Here is a 25,890-nt window from a genome sequence, read left to right as displayed (position 1 = left end):
TCAAAAAATCATATATTTAGGATGAAAGTTTTGAAAAATCCCAAATATCTGTTGCTAAACCTTCATAAAATTCCGGCTCGTGACAAACCATTAAAATACTACCCTTATATTCTTTTAAGGCACGTTTTAATTCGTCCTTAGCATCCACATCTAAGTGGTTCGTTGGTTCGTCTAACACTAATACATTCGATTCATTATTCATTAATTTACAGAAACGAACTTTTGCTTGTTCTCCCCCGCTTAGTACTTGAATCTGACTTTCAATATGCTTACTTGTTAATCCACAACGAGCTAATGCCGCACGAACTTCTGGTTGAGTCATTGATGGGAATGTATCCCAGATTTCTTCCAAGGCTGTGTTACGATTTCCTTGAGGAGTTTCCTGTTCAAAATATCCTAAATCAATATAGTCTCCTCGAACAACATTTCCTTCTAATGGCTTAATAATTCCTAATAAGCTCTTTAATAGAGTGGTTTTCCCGATACCATTTGCTCCGACAATCGCAATCTTTTGTCCACGTTCCATTTCTAAATTCAACGAACCCGTTAAAGCACGATCATATCCAATGACTAATCCTTCTGTTTGGAAAATATAACGACCTGGCGCACGAGAAGTTTTGAACTCAAATTTAGGTTTTGGTTTTTCACTTGCTAGCTCAATTACTTCCATTTTATCTAATTTCTTCTGACGTGACATTGCCATATTACGAGTAGCTACACGAGCTTTATTTCGATTTACAAAGTCTTTCAAATCTGCAATTTCCTTTTGTTGACGATTATAAGCCGCTTCTAATTGAGATTTCTTCATCGCATACACTTCTTGGAATTGATCATAATCTCCTACATAACGACTTAATTCTTGATTATCCATATGGTAAATTAAGTTGACAACACTATTTAAAAATGGAATATCATGCGAAATTAAAATGAACGCATTTTCGTACTCTTGTAAATAACGTTTTAACCATTCAATATGTTCCACATCTAAGTAGTTTGTTGGTTCGTCTAATAATAAAATATCTGGTTTTTCTAATAATAATTTTGCAAGTAAAATTTTCGTACGTTGTCCACCACTTAGTTCACTCACATCACTATCCATACCAAATGCTACAACGCCCAAAGCACGAGCCACTTCATCGATTTTTGCATCTAAAATATAAAAATCATGACTATCTAAACGCTCTTGAATTTCTCCAACTTCTTCTAACATTGCATTCATAGAAGATTCATCTGCATCTCCCATTGCCATATATAATTCATTCATACGAGCTTCCGCCACAAATAAATCATCAAATGCTTTACGTAATACTTCTCGAACGGTCATTCCTTTTTCTAACACTGTATGTTGATCTAAATAACCAACTTTTACATTTTTAGACCATTCGATTTTTCCTTCATCTGGTTGAAGTTTCCCCGTTACAATATTCATAAAAGTGGACTTACCTTCACCATTCGCTCCAACTAATCCAATATGTTCCCCTTTTAATAAACGGAAGCTGACATCATTAAAAATTGCACGTTCCCCAAATCCATGGGTTAATTTTTCTACATTTAAAATACTCATTGATTTTCTCCTTCAAATTTCTCTGGGTCATTGTATCATATTTATAAAAGGAATATCAAAATATAGGTGGAAAAGAAAAAAACTTTGCTACTATCGCAAAGTTTTTTTCTTTTCTACTACGCAAATTGCGCATGATATAAATCAGCGTAAATACCATTTTTCTTCAATAATTCCTCATGCGTACCATCTTCTGCTAAACCATCCTCTGTTACTACAATAATGCGGTCTGCATGTTGAATCGTTGCTAGGCGGTGCGCAATAATAAAAGTCGTTCTTCCTTTTGCAAGTTCATCAAAGGATTGTTGAATGAATTTTTCCGTTTGCGTATCTAATGCACTTGTTGCTTCATCCAAAATTAAAATCGAAGGATTTTTTAAGAAAATACGAGCAATCGATAAGCGTTGTTTTTGTCCGCCGGATAGTTTTACTCCACGTTCTCCAATTTGAGTATCCAACCCGAACTCTAAATCATCGACAACTTCTCTTAATTTAGAACGCTCAATAGCTTCTTCTACTTCTTCATCCGTTGCATCTAATCGTCCATAAAGTACATTTTCACGAATTGTTCCATTAAATAAAAATACATCTTGTTGAACAACTCCAATTTGACGTCTTAACGATTGCATTGTAAAGTTTCGAATATCTTGTCCATCGATTAAAATTTCTCCCTCTTGTAATTCATAAAAACGAGGTAATAAATTCACCAATGTTGTTTTCCCTACACCAGAAGGGCCTACAAACGCAACGGTTTCTCCCTTCTTCACATCCATTGAAACATATTCCAAGACTGCTTTATTTTCTTCATATCCAAAACTTACATTGCGATAAGAAATATCTCCTTCAAAATGAGGCGCTTCGATTGCATCAGGTCGATCTTGAATATCCGGTTCAATAGCCATTAATTCTTGATAACGACGGAATCCAGCAACTCCTTTTGGATATAATTCAATCATCGAATTCATTTTATCAATTGGTCGAACAAAGACATTTGCTAGTAAAATATACCCCACTAATTCTCCCGCAGTCAGTTGACCTGTAACGGTAAAATACGAACCTAGCATTAACGTAAATAAATTAATACTACGCATTAATAAATAATTAAACGAACTACTTGAACCCATTGTTTTATAAAACTGAATTTTATTCGTACGATATTCTTGAATTAATCCTTCAAATAATTGCTGTTCATGTTCTTCATTGGCAAAAGCTTTTACCACTCGCATCCCACTTAAAACATTTTCTAAACCAGCAGAATAGTGAGCTAATCCTTTATAAATTTGACGATTAATTGCTGACATCTTTCGATTAAAAACTGCTAAAGCAATCGCTAAAAACGGAACAAATACAATTGTCCATAAAGCTAACGTAGGCTGAACTTGGTACATCAATACAAACGACCCGATTAACGTCATAATAGCAATAAATAATTCCTCTGGCCCATGATGCGCTAATTCACTAATATCAAATAAATCACTTGATAAACGGCTTAATAATTCACCAATTTTCATGTTATCAAAAAATGAAAATGATTGTTTTTGGATATGAGCAAATAAATTTCTTCTCATATCCGTTTCGATATTAATTCCTAATAAATGCCCGAAAGCTACGACAATATAATTTAATACTGTAGAAGTCGCATATAGAAGTACTAAACTAAATCCTACTATAAGGATAATTCCAACATTTTGTTGTGGTAACACTTCATCAATGACGCGATGAACCATTACGGGAAAGGCTAATTCTAAAATTGCCACAATAACTGCACAAGTAAAGTCTAATAAAAATAATTTTCGATACGGTTTATAATATTTAATAAATTCTTTTAACATCTACTAACTCTCTCCTTTTGCATAATGCATGTTACTCCAGTCTTTCCATTTATAAACGAAATGTCCATATAAAACCGTTAAAGCATTCGAAAGTAACATCGCAATCCAAATACCTGTAGCTCCTAACTCTGTTAAGCTTCCTAAAATCCAAATAATTGGTAAACGAGCAACCCATAAACGTCCAATCGACATATTCATTGAATATTTTGTTGCACTACAACCTTGGAAAAATCCACTATACACAGAAAACATCCCCATAAAGAAGATAATGAATGCTGTGTAATATAAATATTCAACCGCACTATTCCAAAGAATCGTATCCGTTACATCTTTAATAAAAATATGAAGTAAAGCATCTTGCCACATAAAAATAGCAACACTTCCAAGTCCAGAAATAAGTAACACCCAAATCAATGCTCGTTTGAAAATCGCATGAGCTCGGTCAAATAATCTAGCACCCATATTTTGCCCAATGATAGCAGTTAAAGCAGATCCAATTCCCATTTGCGGTTGCGTTAAAATATCTGAAATACGATTGACCATAGAATAAGCTGCAAGAACAGAAGTCCCGTATGACTGAATTAATCCATTTAATACAGTAAAACCAAAAGCAGCTCCCCCATATCCAAATGCAGAAGGCCATGCTACTTGTAAAATTTTACGAATAACAGATGAATCATAATCTACTTCATACAATGGAACATGAATAATGGATTCTCTTCTAGTAGCCATAATCGCTAAAAACCATAATATAATTTTCGCAATTACCGTTGCCCAAGCAGCTCCTTCAATCCCCGCATTTAATCCAGGAATTTGTGTAAAAGGAATTGTTGCAAAAATAAATATCGGATCTAATAGGACATTCGTGATAGAAGAAATCGTACTTACAACCGTAATCACTCTCGTTCTACCTTGCGCATTCAGCAATGCTTGATATCCAAAATAGGCAAAATCAAAAAATAATCCAATAAAATTGATTTTTAAATACGAAGTCGACTTCTCATAAAAGACGCCACTGGCTCCCATCCATTCCACAAATTGACCAGCAAAAATATAGCCAATCGTTGATAATAGAAAGCCAAAAACAAACGTTAACGCCATCGTATTCCAAGTATACTTCTTCGCTAATTTTAAATCATTCGCTCCAAAATATTGTGCAATAAGAGCCGTTGCTCCAACACTAATTCCCAAACCAATTGAGATAAACAAAAAATTTAACGGCCAAATAAACGCAGTCGCCGCAAAATCTTCAGCAGACAACTGAGCTACATACAATCCATCCGTTAAATTATATAAAGTTCGAATTAAATTATTAATCATTAAAGGAGTGGCAATCGTTAAAATGACTCGATTAATATTTCCACTCGTTATAAAATTTTTTGTATTCTGTTTCTCCATTTTAATCACCTTTAACAGTATACAAGATTTTGAACTATTAAGGTAGTGTTATGGTGTTTCTATGAAATATGGATTGGATGAATATAAAATAAAAGAGAAAAAAATTTTTTTATAGTAATAAGCACATGAAACCGCAGAGCTGCTATCATCCTTTACTACTATCAAAAAAATCCCCTCTCAAACGCCCCCTCATAAAGTCACGAAAAAAGAGAAATGGATTTTTTATAGTAGTAAGCACATTAGTAGCCACTTGTGGCTACTAATGTTAGGAAAATTCGAGACCAAGGCTCGAATTTTAGGCATGAGACCGCAGGGCTGCTGCCGTCCTTTGCTACTATTAAAAAAATCAATTTCTCTTCCGCTCCAAGAAAAAAAGGACAAGCTTCGCTTGACCTTCCAATTACTTTTCTCGAAATTACTTTTTAGTTTCTTTGAAAACAACGTGTTTACGTAATTTTGGAGAATATTTTTTTAATTCTAAACGTTCTGGGTTGTTACGTTTGTTTTTGCTTGTTAAGTATAAACGTTCACCTGTTTCAGCACATTCTAATAAAATGTTGATACGCATGAATGACACCTCTCATTTCCAAATAGATTCAATAACTCATCGATTTTTTACGATTTGCCTGTTTATAATAACAAAATCCTACACACTTGTCAATGGCTCTACTACAAATTCCAAATAATTTTACTTATCTGTAAAGTTTCAAAGTAACTTCTAGTTAAGTATCAAAACTAGAAGTTAATCTTAGATATCATTCTGATTAATACAAATGAATCCATTCCCCTTAACGGAACAATATCATCTTATTCGGAATAATATTTTCCATTTAACGGAACAATACTCATTGATGAAAAATCAGCCACATTTTCTGCTGCTAATTATTCCATTAAGTCCCATTCATTCGCCAAATCCTAAAATAATTCTCACCGCTTATTCCGCCAATTTTTCCTTAATACTTTCCACATAGTGATAGGTTTCGTTTCCAGCAATTCCGCCATCACCCACGGCTGTTGTAATTTGTCTTAAATGTTTTTGACGTACATCCCCTACTGCATAAATACCAGGAATACTTGTTTCCATTTTTTCATTTGTGACAATCCAGCCTTCTTCATTTGTAATTCCCAAATCTTTAAACGGCTCTGTTAACGGTAATAACCCAACATAAATGAATACTCCCGCAGCTTCTACTTGAGAAAGTTCCTGAGTTTGAGTATCTCTTAATGTAACATGAGTTACTTTTTGCTCATCTCCTGAAATTTCTTCCACCGCTTTATTCCATGAAAAGTCCATTTTTTCATTTGCAAATGCACGATCTTGTAAAATCTTTTGTGCACGTAAGGCATCTCTACGGTGAACAATCGTCACTTTATTCGCAAATTGTGTTAAATACGTTCCTTCTTCAACCGCAGAATCTCCTCCACCAATTACTAATAAGTCACTTCCTTTGAAGAATGCTCCGTCACATACCGCACAATAAGAAACGCCTCTTCCAGCATATTCTTCTTCACCAGGAACTCCTAATTTACGGTGATAAGAACCCGTAGCAATGACTACTGCATAAGCGGCATAAGATTTTTTACCGGCATGGACAATACGTAAATCTCCATCCACTTCAATCCCACTTACATTTCCATAAGCATATTCTGCACCAAATTGCATTGCACCTTTATACATATTCTCTGCTAAATCTGGACCACTAATATTGGAAAATCCCGGATAATTTTCTACATCGGAAGTATTTAATAATTCTCCTCCAGGAACACCTTTTTCTAAAATTAATGTTTTTAAATTTGCACGTGAAGCATACAATGCTGCTGTCATTCCTCCAGGACCTGAACCGATAATAATCACATCATAAATTGTTCTTTCTTCCATAATTGAATCTCCTTTACCTTTAGTTATAAAAGAAGACTGAACAAAAACTAGTGCCTTTTTGCCATTTTTGTTTGTTCAGTCTTTTAATGTCTATTCTATTTTATTCTTTTTCAGTCGATTCAACAACTTTATTGCTTGAAGATTTTCCTTCTAATCGATGAGCTAAATCAATAATATAATCTTTTAATTTATCTTTAATTTCTGGATGCTCTAATCCGAACTCGATACTTGTTGTCATATAACCAAGTTTATTTCCAACATCATATCTTGTACCTTCAAATTTCTTAGCAAATACACGTTGAGTTTGGTTTAATGTATCAATCGCATCTGTTAATTGAATTTCTCCACCAGCTCCTGGTTCTTGTTTTTCTAAAATATCAAAAATTTCAGGAGTTAATAAGTAACGACCAATAATTGCTAAATTACTTGGTGCATTCTCTGGTTTTGGTTTTTCAACAAAATGGCGAACATTATACATATTATCCGCTACTTTACTTTCTGGTTCAATAATTCCATATTTGTTTGTATCTTCCATTGGAATTTCCATTACTGCAATATTGGAAGCATGAGTTTTTTCATATCCTTCAATTAATTGTCTTGTTAATGGCACTTCTGCTTTAACAATATCATCCCCGAGCATTACAACAAATGGTTCTCCACCAATAAAGGCTTTTGCTTGTAATACAGCATCTCCAAGACCTTTTGGATAAGATTGACGAACAAAGTATAATTTAATTCCTGTTGTTTCTTGAACTAATTCTAGCAACTCCGTCTTTCCTTTTGCTTCCAAATTCGATTCTAATTCAATATTAGAGTCAAAATGGTCTTCAATTGGACGTTTACTTTTACCCGTAACAATTAAAATTTCTTCGATTCCTGAAGCTAATGCTTCTTCTACAATATACTGAATCGTTGGCTTATCTACAATTGGCAACATTTCCTTTGCCATTGCTTTTGTTGCAGGCAATAATCGTGTTCCTAGACCAGCTGCTGGAATAACTGCTTTTTTTACTCGTTTCATTGTAAACCCTCCATTTGTTCTTGATGTGATTTTAAGGATACTTCTGATTTCCTTTCTCTTTCCATCAATTGTAAAACTTCTGTTTTAATATTTTTTCCATCATATAAAATATTGTACACAGCATTTGTTATTGGCATTTCAATTCCTTTTTCCTGAGCTAATTTGTAAGCTGCTTTACATGTTTCAACTCCTTCAACAACCATGCCCATATTTCCTAGAACATCTTCTAATGATTTTCCTTGACCTAATTGATCCCCTGCACGCCAGTTTCTTGAGTGAACACTGGTACAAGTTACAATTAAATCACCAACACCACTTAATCCAATAAAGGTTAATGGATCCGCTCCGAACGCCACTCCTAAACGACTAATCTCTGTTAATCCACGAGTCATTAAAGCAGCTTTAGCATTATCACCATAGCCTAAACCATGTAAAGCTCCCGCACCAACTGCAATAACATTTTTTAATGCTGCTCCTAATTCCACACCAATAACATCCGTGTTTGTATAGATTCTGAAATAAGAATTGCTAAATAATTGTTGGACAACTTTTGCGGAAGATAATTCCTCGCATGCAGCTGTTATCGTTGTTAAATCTTTTTTAGCAACTTCTTCCGCATGACTTGGTCCAGAAAGAACTACAATATCTTGGTACTTCTCTTCTGGTAATTCTTGTTTTAAAATTTCAGAAATTCTCAAATAACTTTCTTGTTCTAATCCTTTACTAGCATGAATAATTACAGGATTCCCTTCTAATAAAGGTGCCACTTGTTTTGCTACTAATCGAATTACTTTTGTTGGAAGAACAAAGAGAACGGCAGTTGCCCCTGATAGAGCTTTTGCTAAATCAGTCGTTGCATAAATTTCATCGTTTAGAATCACTTCAGGTAGATATTGATGATTCATATGCTTTGTATTAATTTCTTCAATTTGAGAAGTATTAATGCCCCACAAACACACTTCATGACCATTATCTTGTAAAACCATAGCTAATGCTGTTCCCCAAGAACCTGCTCCTAAAATTGCAATTTTTTGTTTCATAAACTGACTCCTTTAAATCCATAAATCCGATGATTTTGGATCATCAACGGATACATAAGTAGGTCTCTGTGGATGATTTTTTCTTTGCATCCATACCCAAACAATTGCTCCAATCACTAGGACTAAAGATAATGCTTGAGAAATACGGATCACTCCAAATAGCCATAAACTATCTGTACGCATCCCTTCAATGACAAAACGACCGCATCCATACCAAATTAAATAGGTCGCTGCAATTTCTCCAACTTTGATAGGAGTTTTTTTTCTTAAAACTAGTAATAAAATAACCCCTAAAGCTGACCATAACGATTCATATAAAAAAGTTGGATGATAATAAACACCATTAATATTCATTTGCTCAATAATAAAACTTGGCAAATGAAGATTTTCTAGAAATTGTCTTGTAACTTCTACTCCATGAGCTTCCTGATTCGTGAAATTCCCCCAACGTCCAATTGACTGCGCTAATAAGACAACAGGCGCTAAAATATCTAATAACAAAGTAAAAGAAACTTCTTCTTTTTTACAAAACCAATATGTTGTCAATGCTCCCGCAATTAATCCACCATAAATGGCAATTCCGCCTTCCCAAATTTTAATAATATCAGCAGGATTTGCAATATAATGCTTCCATTCAAACAACACATAATAAAATCTTGCTCCTAAAAAGGCTAATGGAATTGCCCAAAATACTAAATCAACTACAAAATCTTTTCGAAATCCTTTTTTCGTTGCTTCTCTATCGGCTAAAGTTGCTGCAATATAAATAGCAGAAGCAATAATGATACCATACCAACGAACTTGTAAAGGTCCAATTTCAATTGCTATTGGATTAATCGTTTGAAGTAAAATTTCATTCATCTTTCATCCTCCTAACGTTGGCTGTTTTCAGCAATTAATTGCCCTAAACGCTCTTCAAATGTTTTTGTTGCATCATAGCCCATTTTTTTCGCACGGAAATTCATCGCTGCAACTTCTAAAATAATCGATACATTTCGACCCGTCTTAACAGGGATTCTCATTTTTGGAATCGTAACACCCATAATTTCAGTCGGTTCAGCTGCTCCACCTAAGCGATCATACTGTTTATCGGGTGTCCAGTTTTCTAAATGAACTAATAAATCTACTTGTTTCGAGTCTAAAATGGCCCCTGCACCAAACAACGTCATGACATCAACAATTCCAATCCCACGAATTTCAATTAAATTATTTAAAATTTCAGGTGCTTCCCCTACAAGAGTTAATTCATCATGTTGATATAATTCCACTCGGTCATCCGCTACTAGACGGTGACCTTTTTGAACTAATTCTAATGCCGTTTCAGATTTACCAACACCACTTTCACCAGTAATTAACATCCCAATACCATACACATCCACAAGTACCCCATGCATCGACATACGAGGAGCTAAGCGGCTCTCTAAATAGTTTGTCACACTACTGGATACATGAGTCGTTCTTGAGCTTGCTTGTAAAATAGGAATTTTTGCTTCCTCAGCTGCTTGAACTAATTCTTCTGGTGGTAATAATTTTCTAGATATCACAAAACAAGGTGTTTCAGGCGTACATAATCGACGCATTGTTTTTAATCTTGTTTGTGAAGATAGTTGCTCTGCAAAAGATAATTCTGTTCTTCCTAATAATTGTATTCTTTCAGATGGATAAAAGTTAAAATATCCTGCTAACTCTAGTCCCGGTCTTGAAATTTCACTTGTAGTAATTTCTCGTTCTAAATATTCTAAACCATACAATGGTTTTAAATGCAGTTTTTCCGCAAGTTTTTCTATAGTTACGATTGATTTCATATCATCCCTCATTTTCTACTTATTCTATTCTATCATACCACATTTTTATACTTCTCGGGTAAATTCTATATCAAAACTTAATAGATAATATTTTGAAAAACTGATTTACAAAAACTCTTAATTCACAAAAAAGCCCCTACTCAATGAGTAGAGACTTTTAAGTTGTCCTAAAAGGACTAAATCAATTATGTTGTCATCTAGTGACCTTATGTAGTTATTTTATAATTTACTATATTCAAAGTCAATCAATATTCCTTTAAAATACTTTATTACAAATATAGAGAATAGATTTTTATAAGAATTTTTTTAAAGCATCTTCTATAATCCCTAATGTGTCTGCTGATACAACTATATCTTTTAATAAAGACTGGCTATTAATAGGATCTAAAATTCTTAGTTTACTGATTGTTGTTACTTGATTTAATAGAGCTAGGCTTCCTTTTTTCAATTTTTTTATTTTATCAACTAATCTTTCAATATATTTACCTTGCTGAGTTATTTTTCTCAATAATTTTTCATTTTCTAAATATTCCGCAGTTACACGTAACAACTCTTCAGAAAAATATTCTAAAATTTTTGTATCAACCTCTTTTTCTTCTTGTTTTTCTTTAATAAACCTTTGAATTTTTTTCGCTTTTTCATTTACTTCAATTAGATTTTTCTCAACAATAACCTTTTGCTCATTAAATACTTTAATACTATTAAAAGCCTTCTGAATCAACAACTTATGGATTTCATCTGACAAAGAAAGTTGATAATATTTTAAATTCGTTAAATCTGTTGTTTCTTTAATTGAGGTAAGCGGTAATATATGAAGTAAATGATTTTTACGTGAATCAGTCTTATTAAGAACTATAGCATAGTGTATTCCACCATATTCATAACCAATATTAAAACCTAAATCTACATAAATAATACTTCCCCTTTTAAATGCTGGTAAACTCTTAGGATTAAAATTTTTCTCTCTTTTTAAATATTTTGTCCAACTTTCTACCCATTGATCTATCTTATCCGCTCTCTTATCATGTGGTTCACCAGATTTTATTAAAAATTTTAAATAATCTTCTAATTCTTGAATTACTTTTTCAGTATACTTAAGAATTTCATCATTTGTTCTCCCACTCCCCATATTTTTTCCCTCCTTAATTTATTTGATTATACTTTAAATAACTTAAAATACCTAATAAATTTATTTCCCACTTTAAAAATACCGGCCTAAATTTAGATTCACTACTCTAATTTTAGGTCGGTCTATTCTAATAATACTCTTCTTCCTTGAAGAAATTTTCCACAAATTTTCTGAAAATATTTAATAACACACTAACAACGATTAACATCCAAAACGATGTCACGTGAATTCCTGGAACAATTCCCATCATTAACCAAAGTATTAGCGCATTAATAATTAACATAAACACACCAAAACTTGCTGCAATTAATGGAATAAAGGCAATCATCAAAATTGGTCTCACGACAACATTTAATATCGATAAAACAATCGCCGCAAACAAAGCTGATCCCCAATTAGTGACAACGAATTGAGGGAGCAATGCTGCAATGACCATAAATCCAACTGTGTTAATAGCGATTTTTCTTAAAAACATTTACCTAAAAGTCACTCCAATCAGAATCGTCTTCTTCTACTTTGCGAGCTTCTTTTCTTGGTCGATTGTAAGAATCATAATAATAGTTTTGATTTCTTGATCTTTTGTCTGATGGAATAATAATCGCTAGTAAAATATATAATAAGATTGGCATTCCTGACCATGTTAACAATACAAAGATGACTCTTAAAATACTTGCATCAACGTCTAAATATTCTGCAAGTCCACCTATAACCCCTGCTAGTATACGATTATCTTTAGAACGCATTAATTTTTTTCTTTTCATAATTTTCTCCTCTTTACGAATTTATCTCTATTGTACCGGATTTAATGTCACACTTCCAGTCGTTGTTTTCCCTGTAATTCTAACAGGAACTGTTTCTTTTTGTCTTCTTAAAACGACTGAATGACTTGTCACTGTTTTTTCATGTTTAATCACTTCATATTGTGCATCATCATAATGTAATTTCCCAAGTGATGTACTTAAGGCTGCTTCTACTTCTAATGATTCTGGTACATCTAATTGTACACTTCCATTAACTGTTTTAGCCATCACTTGTTTGGCATTTGGTACTACTTTTTTCACTTTAATAGAACCATTCACTGTTTTTAGTGTAGCACTTTCTGCTTCTGCATCAAAAATAATATTACCATTTGTTCCATCTAAAATGGAATCTTTGAATTTTCCATCCAATTGTTTAATCGTTCCATTTTTACTTGTAAGTTCTAACATGATTCCACTCACATTTTTCACAGAAATTTCTCCATTTTGTGATTCTGCATAAAAATCTTTTCCAGTGAAATCCTTCATTCGAATGCCGCTATTCAACCCTTTGACACTCACATAATCATACTCTTTTTCTGGGAAAACAAAAGTAACATCTGCATAAACTTTTTTACTTGGAATAAAGAATTTAAATGTATCGTTCTCTAGACTAACATTCAATCGCTCATTGATATATTGTTCAATTTCTTCTTGCGTTTCAAATTCTTCATTTAATCGAAATTCTCCTGCAATCGTTACGGTAGATTGAGGAGCAGTTTTCATTTTGATATCCCCATTTGCCACTTTAATTTCAATAATACCAATTTCTCCAAACTCTTCTTCAAAAGCATAAGAGTGACTTGTTTGATAGAAAAATGGGGACATCGTTGAAAAACTAGGGTGATCTTTAATCGTAGCACTGACATTACGAGCTGTTTCAGCAGCTGCTTTAGCAAATTGACCTGCAAATCGCCCAATAATTCCACCTAACTGTGATAAAGAATCACTTGTTGTTTGTTGCCAATCTGTTTCTTCAATTTTTTGTTTTGCCTTTTTGAGTTTTTCATCAAACTCTTCTTTTTTCAATCGTTTCATTTCATCTTGTGCTGCTTTTTTCTCTTCTTCTAAACTTCTTTGTTGAGAACGTAAGACTTCTAATTCTTCACTAAGTCTTTGTAATTCCATTTCTTGTTCTAACGTTAATTTATCAAGAGCTTTTGCTGTATGAAGTTCTTCGATTCTTTCTTCTTTTTGTTTCACTTGTTGAGTCACTTGGTTTAATGTTTCAAATTCTTCATCCCATTCACTTGAAAAATTTGTGACAACAGATGCGATACTGTCTAAAACTGTGTCGAATTGTTTTTCATCTTCTTTTTGGTAAGTAGATGCATCTTTTTTCTCTTGCTCACTCACTTTTGAAGCTTCCCCTTGATTTTTTCCAAGCTCTTCTAATAAGGAAATCGCTTCTTGCGAGCTAATCACTCCTTTTTTTACTAAATCTAAAATACGTTCTTTTTCATTCATATCGGATTCCTCCATTCATTTTCTAATATCATTTACAAGTCTATTATGCCTTTTTCTATTTTAGATGTCATAGGTCTTAAGTTTGATTCTTAAAAATATATTTTTGTGCAGAGTCTTCCCTTCTATGCTAAAATAAACCTACTATATTGAATGAAATTAAGGAGACTTTATGACGATTGAGTTAAAACCACATGAAAGACTAGATAGATTAGAACGAGAAAATATTGATATTATCCAAAGTTCTGAAGTATTTTCTTTTTCAATTGATGCAGTATTATTAAGTGATTTTGCTACTATCCCTCATCAAAGAAAAGCAACCATTGTAGATTTATGTACGGGAAATGGAGTTGTCAGCTTTTTACTCAGTGCTAAAACAAAAAATAAAATTCTGGGCATTGAATTACAAGAAGCATTATGTGATATGGCAAATCGAACCATTCAACTCAATCAATTAGAAGAAAAAGTAGAAATACTCCAAGCAGATGTTCGAGAAATTACAACGATTCTAAAGAAAGACTCAATTGATGTTATTACATGTAATCCTCCTTATTTCAAATTACAAGAACAAGCTCTCGTTAATCAAAAAGAAGCGTTCACGATTGCTCGTCATGAAATTCATTTACCATTAGAAGAATTGCTGCAAAATATATCCGGATTACTAAAGATGAAAGGAAAAGCATTTATTGTACATCGACCAGATCGTCTGACAGATATTTTAACAATAGCCCGACACAATCGACTAGAACCCAAACGAATTCAATTCATTCATCCAAAAGAAGGAAAAGAAAGCAATATTGTCCTCATTGAATTGATAAAAGACGGACAACTAGGTGGCATTCATATTTTACCACCGATTACTATTTTTGATGAAAATAATCAATATACGGATAAATTAAAAGAAGTATTATGGGGTTAATGAAATGGGAACACATTTTATATATGTTGCTTTATGTAAAGATCACACTTTATATACAGGATACACAACAAACGTAGAAAAAAGAATCATGGCTCATAATAATGGAACAGGAGCTAAATATACAAAAACAAGACGGCCTATTACCCTACTATATGCTAAAGAATATGCTACAAAATCTGAAGCACTGAAAGCAGAATATGCTTTTAAACAACAAACACGTAGCCAAAAAATAAACTATCTAAAAGCGCAAGGTGTGAAAATAAGAAAAATATCCAAGCCTATCATTCAATTATTACAACAGGAGGAACTGTCATGAGACAAAAAAGTTTTGAAACATCCCCTTATGGAAAGTTATACTTAATCCCTACTCCTATTGGGAATTTAGACGATATGACTTTTCGTTCCATTAAAACATTACAAGAAGTTGATTTTATTCTTGCGGAAGACACAAGACATACTCAGAAATTATTAAATCATTTTGAAATCCAAACTCCTCAAAAAAGTTTCCACGAACATAACACACAGGAACGGATTCCCTCTGTTATCGAATGGTTAAAAGAAGGGAAAACTATTGCCCAAGTGAGTGATGCCGGAACTCCTTCGATTAGTGATCCAGGATTTGAACTTGTTCAAGCTTGCATTCAAGAAGGAATTACGGTTATTCCATTACCGGGTGCTAATGCTGCAATTACTGCACTCATTGCATCAGGATTAGTTCCTCAACCATTTTATTTTTATGGATTTCTTCCTAGGAAGAAAAAGGATCGAGTGGCTGAGTTAACTGCTTTATCGAGTCATAGCGAAACAGTCATTTTATATGAGTCTCCTTATCGATTAGACGATTGTTTTAGTCTGATTGCTCAAGTCTATGGTGAAGAAAAAGAAGTCGTTTTATGTCGAGAATTAACGAAAAAGCATGAAGAATTTATTCGTGGGACTGCTGTAGAATTGAAAACACTCTGTGAGAAAGAAGAATTGAAAGGAGAATGTTGTATTTTAATTGGATCTACTCGTCCTGAAGGGGTAACAACTAGCATTGCGACTGAAGAGACTGCTTCTTGCGAGCATTTAAGTTTAGAAGAACAAGTCCAATGGGCAATGGAACACCAACAACTTTCTCAAAAAGACGCCATTAAATGGGTGGCAAAACAAAACCAACTAAAAAAACAAGACGTTTATAAGTTGATACATCAAGAATAGACGTAAATAAAAACAGAACAGACTTCCTTTAGTTACAAGGTCGCCAGCAGCCAGCTAACGCTGTCTCATGGCTAAATTTCGAGTCTAGGTCTCGAAATTTCCCTATAATATTATTTTTGCTACTAAAAAAGTCTGTTCTAGTTTTTTATTATTCTTATTCATCTTTCACACAAAACAAATGAAAAAATTCTTGATAGTGCAAAATAAAAATACAGAAAAAGCTTTTTAGTAGCAAAAGTAATATAAGCCATTTGGCTTATATTACAGGGAGAATTCGAGACCAAGGCTCGAATTCTAGCCATGAGACTCGCATAGCGAGGCTGCTGGCGACCTTGCAACTAAAAAGCTTTTTCTGTATTTTTTCATAACCGCTGGTACACATTATACAAATTGATAAATAGTAAGACTATCATCAGTAAATGATAACAGGTTAGTACTTGTTGGTGGGTTAATTTCTTTTGAATTTTTGTCCCAAAATATCCACCTAGAAATGCAAAAACAATAATCAAAATTACTAATAACCCATTCCACTCAATCTGGTGCAAATGCGTCACAATGGAACCCATTTTCATAATTTGCGCGAAGAAAATCATTTGAATCGAATAAAAAGCTGCTTCTTTTGATTTCATTGAAAAGAAATATAATAACAGCACAATATTCAAAGGCCCTCCCCCAATTCCAAGGAAAACAGATACTAAACCTACACTCCACCCTAAAACCATAATCCCAAACAATTGGTTTAAGGAGTGAGTCGCAATTTTTTCTTGGAAAAAGGCATATATAATAATTCCCAGTAGAATGATTACTAATAAAATCGATTGAGATAAACTCACCAATCGATTCCCCCAATATTGTAAAGCCATCTGGAAAATCTGTTCCCCAGATAATCCTCCCAAAATTGATCCTATCGAAAGACCTAATGCAATTTTTCGCTGACTATTTTTTACATCATCCCATCTTTTATAAAGCGAAACAATACACATGGAAAATACTGCAATTGTCGAATACACACTAATCATCGCTGCTTGATCTAACCCAACAAAATCAAAAGCCGGTTTAATAATAATTCCTCCACCTAATCCCGTTATTGCGCCAATAAAGGTCGCAATCCAGACGATGATGCTATAAATTGCTACGTACATATGATTCCTCCTCAAAACGGACACAACGAAATCCCATATGACTTGTTGTAGACGTTACAAAGGCGCCATTTCTAGCAGCTACTCGATATCTATTACAATAAGAACAATGACATAAAAATGATCCCCCACGAATGGCAAATTCTCCACTTGGTTTTATTGAATCCAAGGAAATTCTCTCTTCTACTAAAGGTAAAACGATTCCTCTTGGATGACTACACCATTCCCAAACATTTCCAATCATTTGATATAATCCAAAATCATTCGGTTCAAAAGAATACACAGGAGCTGTTCCAACAAATCCGTCTAATGCGTCATTGACATTTGGAAAATCTCCTTGCCATGTATTCGCACGATAACCTGATTCAGGTACTAAATCCTCTCCCCAAGGATAGGTACTTGTACTCATTGCTCTAGCAGCATATTCCCATTGCACTTCAGTTGGCAATTGCAAATTAGCCCATCGACAATATGCAATAGCATCTTCTAACGCGATATGAACAACTGGATGTTCTTCAATTCCCTCTATACTAGAACCTTCTCCAAATGGCTGTGCCCAATGAGCATTTGGCACGACTTTCCACCAAGAAGATCCTGTTACATGAGGATAATTCTCCCTTTTTTCCTCAGACAACAATAAATGAAATACATAGGAATCTCCTAATCTTTCCGCTAAAGTTTGATAACCAGTGGCTTGTACAAATTCTAAAAATTCTGCATTTGTCACCGGAGTTTTTGCCATTTCAAATGCATGAACATCTTTTTCAACAGCTGGACCTTCATAATCTTCTACAAAACCTTGATGAGTAGAATCTCCCATTAAGAATTTCCCTGCTGGTATTTGAACAAATTCCATTATGCTTCCTCCTTATAAAGAGTCGCACGAATCGCTTCTACTGGGACTTGATGTAATTGTCCATCTTTTACAAATCCTTCCGGACGATTTTGTAAATATTGCACAAGTTTTACTGTTAACTCTTCAATAACTGGAACATAACTTTTTTCTGATATTAGGTTTTTCATTTCATTTGGATCCGTTGGCATATGGAATAATTGATATTCATTTTTCACAGGATACCAAATGAATTTCCAATCTTGAGTTAAGACAAATTGACAAGAATCTTCTCCCTTACTATGTTCCCCATGGAAATCTTGTCTCCAACCTTCATAATGACCAAACAATAATTGCTTCACACTCTTTCCATCCACTTCTACATGTTCTCCAAGCGCTAAATCTACTAATGAAGGGAAAATATCTTGTAATTTTACTAATTGCTTAATTGTTTTATGACTGGCTGCAATGATATTTCCTGGATCATAAATAAATGATGGAACTTTAATACTTCCTTGATAAGGATAGGCTTTTCTAAATAAATAATGTTCTCCTAATTGATCCCCATGATCAGATACAAACCAAATAATGGTATTTTTATCTAAATCAAATTCTTCCAACGCGGTTAAGAAACGGCTAATTTGATTATCGATATGAGAAACTAAGCCATAATAAGCTGCTAACATTCTTTTTTGAGCGTCTGGTTTTAATTTTCCACGATGAGCATATAAGTCTGGTATTTTTTCTTCTAGTCGTTCCCAGTTTCCAATATGCAAATCTGTTTCATCTGGCAATGCATCCATATATAAATCATAAAAATATTTTGGAGGATTTAAAGGTGCATGAGGTTTTTCAAATGACATTTTTAAGAAAAATGGCACTGAAGGATCTCGACGTTTTAAAAATTGAATGGATTCGCTCACTACCCAGTTCGTTGGATGATATTTTTCTGGCAATTCCCAAGGACGAACATCCCACGAATTACAATTGACACCATCATCAATCATATCAATATCGTGGCCTAATTCTTTTTTCAAAAATTCTAAATAATCACTAGAAGCTTCAAAATTTTGTCCATAAGCTTTCTCATATTTTCGATCGACATGTAAATACCCATCGTGTAATACGACATGGTCAAATCCCATTCTTTTTCTTGAAGGGTAAACATGCATTTTTCCAATACACTCTGTTTGGTATCCCCAATCTCTAAATGTTTGAGGCAATGTATTCGTATAATTCCAAGGAACTTCGTCTTCATATCCAACACGACCCGTAGAAGATTGATCCATTCCGGTTAATAGGGCTGCACGTGCTGGTACACAACTCGGAACAGGAGAATAGGCTTGTTCGAAATTATATCCCAAAGAAGCCATCATATCTAAAGTTGGTGTTATCGCAAAATGTTTTGGATCATTAAAAGATAGCGCATCGGCTCTCATTTGATCCACCATTAATAAAATAACATTTGGTTTTTGTTTCATATCTTTCACTCCCATTTCTTACGTATATTTATTATATACGATTGTATTTTTGATAGAAAGGTTAACCTTACATAATATATTGCTTCATTTTATCAAGATATTGCTTTCTTTAACAAAAACGAATACTAGCAACTGATGCATTTTCTATTTGTGGCAAGGTCGCCAGCAGCCTCGCTTAGCGAGTCTCATGGCTAAACTTTGAGCCTGGGTCTCAAAGTTTCCCTGTAATATAAGCCATTTCACGGCTTATATTACTTTTGCTACGGAGAAAATGCATCAGTTGCTAGTATTCTACGTACTTTACATATCTAGGAAAAATATCATGTTTATAAATATTAAATCCAATGAATAAGAGCATACAAACCATTTTCAATGTAGCAACAGTCATATAAGCCAGTTTGGCTTATATGAGAGGGGAAATTCGAGACCGTGGCTCGAATTTTAGCCATGAGACTCGCTTGCGAGACTACTGGCGACCTTGCTACTATTAGGAAATGGTTTGTATGCTCTTATTCTACGTCATTCACATATACTGATATTTATTGTTTTTCACTAAATAAAATTTCAGTACAAAACATGCAGTTTTCATCGTTATCACGACGTTTTCCATAATAAAAATTACAAATATGGAATCCTTGGTCGTAAATATTTTCCAAATTAATTAATGACTGACTGCGTTTTTTCTTTTGCTCCACCTGCTCATTTGATTGATCCGTTGGAACTGTTTCGTCGATGGTATCTAATCGTTCTTTTAAGTGAAGATTTTCCATCGTTAAATTATGATTTTCTTCAATGACCACTTGTAATTCTTGACTAATTTCTTCTAACAATTCTAATTGTTGATGAACTTGTCTTTTTAATTGCTCTACTCGGTCATATAATTGACGATTCGTCATACCATCTCTCCTTTCTTACTAAGGAATCATTAATACCCATTGTTCTAGGGCCGCTTGTATTCCTACATTTGATTGCACTTTTTCTAACACTTTACTCGTCTTTTCATGTAATTCAATCCATTTTTGAACAGATAACTGATTCACAATCGTTTGTAAAGTAGCTGCTTTATCCTTTTGAATTATTAGCTCTTTAGCACCTATTGCCATATAAAGAGAATCTCTTACATAAATGGATAATAATTCTAAAAATCGTTGACCTTCTGCTTTCGAAGTCAATAACGGCATCATTTGCGACTGAATTGTTACAAATGCCATCGAACGATTTTGGAATACTCGTGTATACCATTGCCAACTATCTTGACGCAATTGTTGGAATGATTCACTATTGGCTAATTCTAATGCCTCATTCAAATCACTTGTCAATGTTGCTAATAAACGAGAGACAGAAGGAATTACTCCTGCTTCTTCTAATTGATTCGTTAAAGTTTCCATAACAGGCGTTGCAAAATGAACAATTTGACAGCGAGATTGAATTGTTGGCAATACTTTACTGAGTCGGCTTGTTAATAATAAAAATAATATCGAAGACTCTGGTTCTTCTAAAAATTTTAACAAACTATTTGCTGCACCAGTCGTTAATGTATCCACATCATGGATAATACACACTTTCGTATGTCCTTCCATTGCTGTTTTGGATAATTGTTGTTTTAACTCACGCATTTGGTCTACTTTTAACGTCTGCCCATCTGGAGTAATCTCCATGACATCAGGGAAATTTCCCTCATCAATTCTTCGGCAATAATCACATTGGGAACAAGGTTCTTCATAAACATCTCGTTCTTGGCAAAAAACTAATTTAGCAAGAAACAGGGCTAGCTCTCTTTTTCCAACTCCTTGCATTCCTTCAAATAAATAGGCATGACCTAAGCGATTCTTTTGAATAGCATGAATAAAAGATTGCTTCAACATCTTCATACTAGAAACGATAAAAAGCATCTACTGGAACAACAAATACTGTTGCACCACCTACACGAATTGGAACGGGCATCGACATTCCTGCTTCTAATGTTGTATCTAAGTGTACTGGCGGAGTTGTTAATTGTTCTCTTGATTCACAGTTTTCACGAATAATTGATAAGACTTCTTCCACACGTTCTTCTTCAATCCCTACTAAGAATGTTGTATTTCCTGCTCGTAAAAATCCACCTGTAGTAGATAAACGAGTGGCACGAATATTTGCATTTGCAAACTCATCGCTTAATAAATGACTATCTTTGTCTTGTACAATTGCAATAATTAATTTCATATTATCTCTCTCCATTCGTAAAATATTCTGGATAGCGTTCTACTAAAGCTGTTAAACATTCTTGCACAACTTCATCCACTGTTTTTGTTGCATCAATTTGGATAAAACGTTCAGGATCTGTTGGAATAATATCCAAATATCCTTGTCGAACCATTTTGTGAAATTGTAATCCTTCTTGATCTAATCGGTCAAATTGACGATTCCCTTTTGCTAAATGAATTCTTTCTAATCCAATTTCAGCTGGAATATCTAAATAAAGCGTCACATCTGGTGTTTTTCCCGCCGTTGCAAATTGATTTAATTGATACACTTCTTCAATACCAATGCCACGAGCTACCCCTTGGTAAACTAATGAACTATCTACAAATCGGTCGCAAAATACAATGCCACCTCTTTCTAAATTCGGTAAAATTCGATCCGTTAAATGTTGTCTTCTCGAAGCAGCATATAAAATTGCCTCTGTTCGAACATCCATTTCTACATTTTGAACATCTAAAATAATTTGTCGAATATCTTCTGCAATTCGACTTCCTCCAGGTTCTCGAGTTGAAGTAATGGTCACATTTGTTCGTTCTTCTAATAATGGAATTAGCTTTTCAATCACAGTTGTTTTTCCTGCTCCATCTGGGCCTTCCATCGTAATAAATAATCCCGCCACAATACTCCTCCTAGTTTCGCAAATTCTATTTCATTTTATCATATTTTCCAATGAACTTAAATTCAAAATTCAACATTCAATCGAAAATCGAAAACCTGAGAGTCAACTACTACATAGAAAAACTTCTTACTTAGCAACTTCCCCTTGCCACTCATTCATTCCACCTGTAACATTAATAACATCAAACCCTTGTGCTTCCAAAAATTCACACGCTCTACCTGAACGTCCACCTGCTTGGCAAACGACATAGTAAGGTTGATTTTTATCTAAATTTGTATAAGTTGTGGCTAATTCACTTAATGGAAAATTATCTGCTCCTGGAATATGTCCAGCTTGATATTCATCTTTTTCACGAACATCAATTAAAACGACTTCCTCTGATTGGTTTACTGTTTGAAATTCTGCTGCTGTAATATTTTTCATCTTCCTAACTCCTTTTTATCATCTGTTTTGTTTAATTTTAACATACTTTTATACAAGGTACACTTATTAGAGTTTACTGAGCAAAATTGAAAATGCCTAATAACTCGTCATAAACAGAATCAATACTTGAACAAACTTGAGGATAAACTTATATTTCTTTTCCTCTTTTTGATGAACGTTAGGTGGCAAAATTTGTTTTGTCCTACTATTTCCTCCATTTCTACTTCTTATTTGTAGTATAGAGGAAGTTCATATCGGATAACAGTCAGCTCGTTATTGGGCGCTTACGAAAGTAGGCAATATAAAAGTGTAAAAAAATTACAAAAAATACGATAATACCAACGATTATCGCAATTTTTTCTTTTACAAGTCTCAAACTTCCATTAACTAGAAGTTACTTTGAGACTTTACGATGAAATACAATTCAACCCTAGAAGTTGACAACTAATTAAGAATAGTATACAATTAATACAGGTTTGGGAATGATATTCGCCATTCCGACTCTCGCGGATGATATCTGGCGAGTTTTTTTATTGCTCGTAATCTAAATAATTCATTGTTTTTCGGTAGATTTTCTCCATTACAATATCATAAAACGAAATAACCTCCCCATCTTCAAAACGAATATTGAGAAAAGTACCTGATTCTACATCAGCTAAAGCAGTATACTTTGTTTTATATTCTTTCAACCTAGTTTCTCCTGCTATCATAGAACATAAAAAGTCAACAATTTCTAATCCACAATGACTTGGAATATATTCACTTCCAACCTCTTCTTTTCTAATAAATCTAATTTCATCAAGCATTTCTATCGCTACTTTTTGTTGAACATTGTCACTGCCGATTGCCACAGTATGATTATATGCTTTTTTCAGGTCTGTTCTGGCATCAAATTCTCTTCCATCAGCATCGAATCTGAGTTTTGTATACATCTTTTTTGGAATTTCTTCATCGAAATAACGAGCACTAGGAATAGACTCACCTGAAACATATCTCTTTAATAATGTCATTAACAAAGAATCTAAATGTTTTCTCATAGCTACATAAGGAATAGCATTTAAAATATTTGGAGCAATATTTCTACTCAGTGAATTTTTCATCTGTAAAGAGTTAAACTTATTTCTCTTCACCAAATAATTACCTTTCTTCCAATAATAATCTGTATGTACAATCATAAATTCATTTTCTTGGATTAAAACTAATAAATCTTTAAAAAATGATTTTAGTGTATCTACAGAAAACTCATCATCAATTAAGAAATATTTGTACATAGAATTAGAGCTATTTCTTTCTTCTTCTACTAATAATTTTCTAAATTCAACAAAATGTAAAGCCTTCGTTGAATCAAATTTATATTTTTCACGAAAGTTTTTCCATTCTTTTTCTAATTTTTCTTGATATGTACTCTGATGAAATGTCAGACTGGTAATAGAATATTCTTGGAATACCTCAATATTCTTATCACGCATTATCTGTGTTAAATAGTTTTGCTTACATTCATCAATATAGGTATAAAACAATCCTTCTACTTGCACACAATCATCTTCTTTCACTTTTTATGATAATCGTAACATAAAATCAGAAGTAAAAAAAGAGAGTTAATGGAAACCCCAGTAATTTCAACCGAAAATAAAATATAATCTTCCAACGCCTAGTATGAAAACGCTTTCTAAAATAATGAAAGAAGAAGGATAGAAAATAGCGGAGATACTATTTTCTATCCTTAATTTTGAAGTTAGAAATTCATTAATAAACTTTCTTTAATCAATCTACTTAATTTTTTTCCTCTTCTTCGTCTTCTTTCTTTCCAAAAACTACTAATCCGAAACCTGAAAGAATTGAGGCTACTGCTGCAGAGAAGATTCCTAGTCCATCTGCAGTACCAGTATTTGGCAAGATATTTTGGTTTGTATCTTGAGTTTGTTGTACTGGTTCACCTGTTGTTGCTGGTGTTTCTTGAGCTGGTGTTTGATTATCTTTCGATGTTTCTGATTCATCACTAGTCTTCGGATTTTGTTCTAAATCACTTGTTGGTGTCTTACGCGCTGGCGTTGTTACATCAACTGGTTTAGATGGTCTCTTGTTCGGCTCTGTTACTGTACCTGTTCCTGGGATATCTTTCTTAGGAAGCTTGTCATTTGGTACTTCACCTGAACCATTGTCACCAATTGTTACTACGATCGTTGTTCCATTTTCACCTGGGATTTCTACCTTAGTTCCTGGTGGGTATGTTGACCCATCTGGTTTCTTAGGTGTCACTACTGCATCACCATTTGGTTTTTGATGAATTTCAATCTTACCTGGTTGTTCAGTTGTTGGTGTTTCTGGTGTAGTTGGTGTAACTGGCGTACCTGGTGTGAATTTACCTGGCGTTGTTACCCCTGGAACTTCCACTGTTGGTTTGCCTGGTTCTGTAATCTTACCTGTTCCTGGTACTTTTCCTTCTGGTAATTCACTGTTTGGTACTTTACCTTTACCGTCTTCACCGATTATTACAACGATTGGTGTTCCATTCTTACCTGGAATTTCTACCTTCGTTCCTGGTGGATATGTTGTTCCATCTGGTCTCTTAGGTGTTACTGTTACATCCCCAGTCTTAGGATCTTGGTCCAATTCTACCGTTGGTGTTACCTTAGCTGGAGTTTCTACTGGAACTTCCACAGCTGGTTTTGCTGGTTCTGTAATCTTACCTGTTCCTGGTACTTTTCCTTCTGGTAATTCACTGTTTGGTACTTTACCTTTTCCATCTTCTCCAATTGTTACGATGATTGGCGTACCATTCTTACCAGGAATTTCTACCTTCGTTCCTGGTGGATATGTTGATCCATCTGGTTTCTTAGGTGTTACTGTCACATCTCCTGTATTTGGATCCTGTTCTAATTCTACAGTTGGTGTCTTACGTGCTGGCGTTGTTACCACTGGAACTTCTACAGGATCTTTTCCTGGTTCTGTAATCTTAGCATTCCCTGGTACTTGACGATCTGGTAAGTCTTTATTCGGTACTTTTCCTTTTCCATCTTCTCCAATTATTACGACAATTGGATTATCCTTATCTTTACCTGGAATTTCTACCTTAGTTCCTGGTGGGTATGTTGACCCATCTGGTTTCT

At 34.0% G+C, this 25,890-nt stretch carries 26 protein-coding genes; 3 read left to right on the top strand and 23 right to left on the bottom strand.

The annotated features are described in order from the left end of the window. Nucleotides 1-16 precede the first annotated feature (16 nt). From abc-f to RYL55_RS01835, 13 genes are all read right to left on the bottom strand, one after another. Nucleotides 17-1,564 carry a ribosomal protection-like ABC-F family protein gene (abc-f, locus tag RYL55_RS01895; protein WP_315006794.1) on the bottom strand — a complete coding sequence of 516 codons (1,548 nt, stop codon included), beginning with the start codon at nt 1,562-1,564 and terminating at the stop codon, nt 17-19. 116 nt (nt 1,565-1,680) lie between these two features. Then, on the bottom strand, nt 1,681-3,393 hold the full coding sequence (locus RYL55_RS01890; protein ID WP_315006792.1) for an ABC transporter ATP-binding protein: 1,713 nt from the start codon (nt 3,391-3,393) through the stop codon (nt 1,681-1,683). Nucleotides 3,394-3,396: 3 nt separating this feature from the next. Continuing rightward, nucleotides 3,397-4,791: an MATE family efflux transporter gene (locus tag RYL55_RS01885; protein ID WP_315006790.1), complete on the bottom strand. Its 1,395-nt coding sequence runs from the start codon at nt 4,789-4,791 to the stop codon at nt 3,397-3,399. 415 nt (nt 4,792-5,206) lie between these two features. Continuing rightward, nucleotides 5,207-5,359, bottom strand: coding sequence for a 50S ribosomal protein L33 (gene rpmG / locus RYL55_RS01880; protein WP_005607156.1), 153 nt, complete (start codon nt 5,357-5,359; stop codon nt 5,207-5,209). Between the two features lie 366 nt (nt 5,360-5,725). After that, a complete protein-coding gene (gene trxB, locus RYL55_RS01875) occupies nt 5,726-6,670 on the bottom strand; it encodes a thioredoxin-disulfide reductase (RefSeq protein ID WP_315006788.1) in 945 nt (314 codons plus the stop codon). 100 nt (nt 6,671-6,770) lie between these two features. Next, nucleotides 6,771-7,691, bottom strand: a complete 921-nt coding sequence (gene galU, locus RYL55_RS01870) for a UTP--glucose-1-phosphate uridylyltransferase GalU (protein ID WP_315006786.1) — start codon at nt 7,689-7,691, stop codon at nt 6,771-6,773. Continuing rightward, nucleotides 7,688-8,731: an NAD(P)H-dependent glycerol-3-phosphate dehydrogenase gene (locus RYL55_RS01865; protein ID WP_315006784.1), complete on the bottom strand. Its 1,044-nt coding sequence runs from the start codon at nt 8,729-8,731 to the stop codon at nt 7,688-7,690. The genes galU and RYL55_RS01865 overlap by 4 nt, the downstream gene beginning before the upstream one ends. Before the next feature lie 12 nt (nt 8,732-8,743). Continuing rightward, the gene (gene lgt, locus RYL55_RS01860) at nt 8,744-9,592 is read right to left on the bottom strand and encodes a prolipoprotein diacylglyceryl transferase (protein ID WP_315006782.1); all 849 of its coding nucleotides are present in this window, start codon (nt 9,590-9,592) and stop codon (nt 8,744-8,746) included. 11 nt (nt 9,593-9,603) lie between these two features. Next, nucleotides 9,604-10,536 (bottom strand): HPr(Ser) kinase/phosphatase, encoded by a 933-nt coding sequence (gene hprK / locus RYL55_RS01855; protein ID WP_315006780.1) that lies wholly within the window; start codon nt 10,534-10,536, stop codon nt 9,604-9,606. A gap of 292 nt (nt 10,537-10,828) precedes the next feature. Beyond that, nucleotides 10,829-11,665 carry a type II toxin-antitoxin system PemK/MazF family toxin gene (locus RYL55_RS01850; protein ID WP_315006778.1) on the bottom strand — a complete coding sequence of 279 codons (837 nt, stop codon included), beginning with the start codon at nt 11,663-11,665 and terminating at the stop codon, nt 10,829-10,831. A gap of 127 nt (nt 11,666-11,792) precedes the next feature. Continuing rightward, complete coding sequence (locus RYL55_RS01845; protein WP_006703435.1) at nt 11,793-12,140, bottom strand: phage holin family protein; 348 nt, start codon at nt 12,138-12,140, stop codon at nt 11,793-11,795. 4 nt (nt 12,141-12,144) lie between these two features. Next, a complete protein-coding gene (locus RYL55_RS01840) occupies nt 12,145-12,426 on the bottom strand; it encodes a PspC domain-containing protein (protein ID WP_314110603.1) in 282 nt (93 codons plus the stop codon). A gap of 27 nt (nt 12,427-12,453) precedes the next feature. Continuing rightward, nucleotides 12,454-13,929: a DUF4097 family beta strand repeat-containing protein gene (locus tag RYL55_RS01835; protein WP_315006775.1), complete on the bottom strand. Its 1,476-nt coding sequence runs from the start codon at nt 13,927-13,929 to the stop codon at nt 12,454-12,456. Between the two features lie 169 nt (nt 13,930-14,098). Between RYL55_RS01835 and RYL55_RS01830 the strand changes: the two genes are divergently transcribed. Genes RYL55_RS01830 through rsmI form a run of 3 tightly spaced genes read left to right on the top strand, consistent with a single transcriptional unit; the run spans nt 14,099 to nt 16,045 of the window. After that, the gene (locus RYL55_RS01830; RefSeq protein WP_315006774.1) at nt 14,099-14,845 is read left to right on the top strand and encodes a tRNA1(Val) (adenine(37)-N6)-methyltransferase; all 747 of its coding nucleotides are present in this window, start codon (nt 14,099-14,101) and stop codon (nt 14,843-14,845) included. Nucleotides 14,846-14,849: 4 nt separating this feature from the next. Next, nucleotides 14,850-15,161 carry a GIY-YIG nuclease family protein gene (locus RYL55_RS01825; protein WP_315006772.1) on the top strand — a complete coding sequence of 104 codons (312 nt, stop codon included), beginning with the start codon at nt 14,850-14,852 and terminating at the stop codon, nt 15,159-15,161. Next, nucleotides 15,158-16,045: a 16S rRNA (cytidine(1402)-2'-O)-methyltransferase gene (rsmI, locus tag RYL55_RS01820; protein WP_315006770.1), complete on the top strand. Its 888-nt coding sequence runs from the start codon at nt 15,158-15,160 to the stop codon at nt 16,043-16,045. The genes RYL55_RS01825 and rsmI overlap by 4 nt, the downstream gene beginning before the upstream one ends. Before the next feature lie 362 nt (nt 16,046-16,407). On the opposite strand, the gene RYL55_RS01815 is transcribed toward rsmI, so the two are convergent. The 10 genes from RYL55_RS01815 to RYL55_RS01770 all read right to left on the bottom strand — a co-directional run. Next, entirely contained in the window at nt 16,408-17,187 is a 780-nt protein-coding gene (locus RYL55_RS01815) for a sulfite exporter TauE/SafE family protein (protein WP_315006768.1), read from the bottom strand. Next, nucleotides 17,168-18,040 carry a formylglycine-generating enzyme family protein gene (locus RYL55_RS01810; protein WP_315006766.1) on the bottom strand — a complete coding sequence of 291 codons (873 nt, stop codon included), beginning with the start codon at nt 18,038-18,040 and terminating at the stop codon, nt 17,168-17,170. Before RYL55_RS01810 ends, RYL55_RS01815 begins: the two co-directional genes overlap by 20 nt. Further along, a complete protein-coding gene (locus RYL55_RS01805) occupies nt 18,040-19,497 on the bottom strand; it encodes an arylsulfatase (RefSeq protein ID WP_399545463.1) in 1,458 nt (485 codons plus the stop codon). Before RYL55_RS01805 ends, RYL55_RS01810 begins: the two co-directional genes overlap by 1 nt. 539 nt (nt 19,498-20,036) lie before the next feature. Continuing rightward, nucleotides 20,037-20,393 carry an initiation control protein YabA gene (locus RYL55_RS01800; RefSeq protein ID WP_314078279.1) on the bottom strand — a complete coding sequence of 119 codons (357 nt, stop codon included), beginning with the start codon at nt 20,391-20,393 and terminating at the stop codon, nt 20,037-20,039. Between the two features lie 18 nt (nt 20,394-20,411). Next, complete coding sequence (gene holB, locus RYL55_RS01795) at nt 20,412-21,362, bottom strand: DNA polymerase III subunit delta' (protein WP_315006761.1); 951 nt, start codon at nt 21,360-21,362, stop codon at nt 20,412-20,414. A 7-nt stretch (nt 21,363-21,369) separates the two neighbouring features. Beyond that, complete coding sequence (locus RYL55_RS01790) at nt 21,370-21,699, bottom strand: cyclic-di-AMP receptor (protein ID WP_227930835.1); 330 nt, start codon at nt 21,697-21,699, stop codon at nt 21,370-21,372. 1 nt (nt 21,700) lies between these two features. Then, nucleotides 21,701-22,357: a dTMP kinase gene (tmk, locus tag RYL55_RS01785; protein WP_315006758.1), complete on the bottom strand. Its 657-nt coding sequence runs from the start codon at nt 22,355-22,357 to the stop codon at nt 21,701-21,703. 126 nt (nt 22,358-22,483) lie between these two features. After that, nucleotides 22,484-22,780 (bottom strand): rhodanese-like domain-containing protein, encoded by a 297-nt coding sequence (locus tag RYL55_RS01780; RefSeq protein ID WP_315006756.1) that lies wholly within the window; start codon nt 22,778-22,780, stop codon nt 22,484-22,486. Nucleotides 22,781-23,310: 530 nt separating this feature from the next. After that, nucleotides 23,311-24,333 (bottom strand): glycine/betaine ABC transporter substrate-binding protein, encoded by a 1,023-nt coding sequence (locus RYL55_RS01775; RefSeq protein ID WP_315006753.1) that lies wholly within the window; start codon nt 24,331-24,333, stop codon nt 23,311-23,313. Nucleotides 24,334-24,553: 220 nt separating this feature from the next. After that, a partial coding sequence (locus tag RYL55_RS01770) for an LPXTG cell wall anchor domain-containing protein (RefSeq protein WP_315006751.1) occupies nt 24,554-25,890 on the bottom strand: 1,337 nt, incomplete at its 5' end.

Origin of the sequence: uncultured Granulicatella sp. (genome assembly GCF_963515615.1) — a bacterium.
GTDB lineage: Bacteria > Bacillota > Bacilli > Lactobacillales > Aerococcaceae > Granulicatella.
This window is presented reverse-complemented; position numbering and strand designations above follow the sequence as displayed.

Bases quoted from the DNA above. Each gene is read 5' to 3' on its own strand.
- RYL55_RS01885 (WP_315006790.1), bottom strand. From the start codon at position 4,791: ATGGAGAAACAGAATACAAAAAATTTTATAACGAGTGGAAATATTAAT.
- holB (WP_315006761.1), bottom strand. From the start codon at position 21,362: ATGTTGAAGCAATCTTTTATTCATGCTATTCAAAAGAATCGCTTAGGT.
- RYL55_RS01790 (WP_227930835.1), bottom strand. From the start codon at position 21,699: ATGAAATTAATTATTGCAATTGTACAAGACAAAGATAGTCATTTATTA.
- lgt (WP_315006782.1), bottom strand. From the start codon at position 9,592: ATGAATGAAATTTTACTTCAAACGATTAATCCAATAGCAATTGAAATT.
- RYL55_RS01780 (WP_315006756.1), bottom strand. From the start codon at position 22,780: ATGAAAAATATTACAGCAGCAGAATTTCAAACAGTAAACCAATCAGAG.
- RYL55_RS01830 (WP_315006774.1), top strand. From the start codon at position 14,099: ATGACGATTGAGTTAAAACCACATGAAAGACTAGATAGATTAGAACGA.
- RYL55_RS01840 (WP_314110603.1), bottom strand. From the start codon at position 12,426: ATGAAAAGAAAAAAATTAATGCGTTCTAAAGATAATCGTATACTAGCA.
- RYL55_RS01805 (WP_399545463.1), bottom strand. From the start codon at position 19,497: ATGAAACAAAAACCAAATGTTATTTTATTAATGGTGGATCAAATGAGA.
- RYL55_RS01810 (WP_315006766.1), bottom strand. From the start codon at position 18,040: ATGGAATTTGTTCAAATACCAGCAGGGAAATTCTTAATGGGAGATTCT.
- rpmG (WP_005607156.1), bottom strand. From the start codon at position 5,359: ATGCGTATCAACATTTTATTAGAATGTGCTGAAACAGGTGAACGTTTA.
- RYL55_RS01850 (WP_315006778.1), bottom strand. From the start codon at position 11,665: ATGGGGAGTGGGAGAACAAATGATGAAATTCTTAAGTATACTGAAAAA.
- RYL55_RS01825 (WP_315006772.1), top strand. From the start codon at position 14,850: ATGGGAACACATTTTATATATGTTGCTTTATGTAAAGATCACACTTTA.
- RYL55_RS01800 (WP_314078279.1), bottom strand. From the start codon at position 20,393: ATGACGAATCGTCAATTATATGACCGAGTAGAGCAATTAAAAAGACAA.
- RYL55_RS01865 (WP_315006784.1), bottom strand. From the start codon at position 8,731: ATGAAACAAAAAATTGCAATTTTAGGAGCAGGTTCTTGGGGAACAGCA.
- galU (WP_315006786.1), bottom strand. From the start codon at position 7,691: ATGAAACGAGTAAAAAAAGCAGTTATTCCAGCAGCTGGTCTAGGAACA.
- abc-f (WP_315006794.1), bottom strand. From the start codon at position 1,564: ATGAGTATTTTAAATGTAGAAAAATTAACCCATGGATTTGGGGAACGT.
- RYL55_RS01815 (WP_315006768.1), bottom strand. From the start codon at position 17,187: ATGTACGTAGCAATTTATAGCATCATCGTCTGGATTGCGACCTTTATT.
- RYL55_RS01835 (WP_315006775.1), bottom strand. From the start codon at position 13,929: ATGAATGAAAAAGAACGTATTTTAGATTTAGTAAAAAAAGGAGTGATT.
- trxB (WP_315006788.1), bottom strand. From the start codon at position 6,670: ATGGAAGAAAGAACAATTTATGATGTGATTATTATCGGTTCAGGTCCT.
- RYL55_RS01845 (WP_006703435.1), bottom strand. From the start codon at position 12,140: ATGTTTTTAAGAAAAATCGCTATTAACACAGTTGGATTTATGGTCATT.
- hprK (WP_315006780.1), bottom strand. From the start codon at position 10,536: ATGAAATCAATCGTAACTATAGAAAAACTTGCGGAAAAACTGCATTTA.
- RYL55_RS01890 (WP_315006792.1), bottom strand. From the start codon at position 3,393: ATGTTAAAAGAATTTATTAAATATTATAAACCGTATCGAAAATTATTT.
- rsmI (WP_315006770.1), top strand. From the start codon at position 15,158: ATGAGACAAAAAAGTTTTGAAACATCCCCTTATGGAAAGTTATACTTA.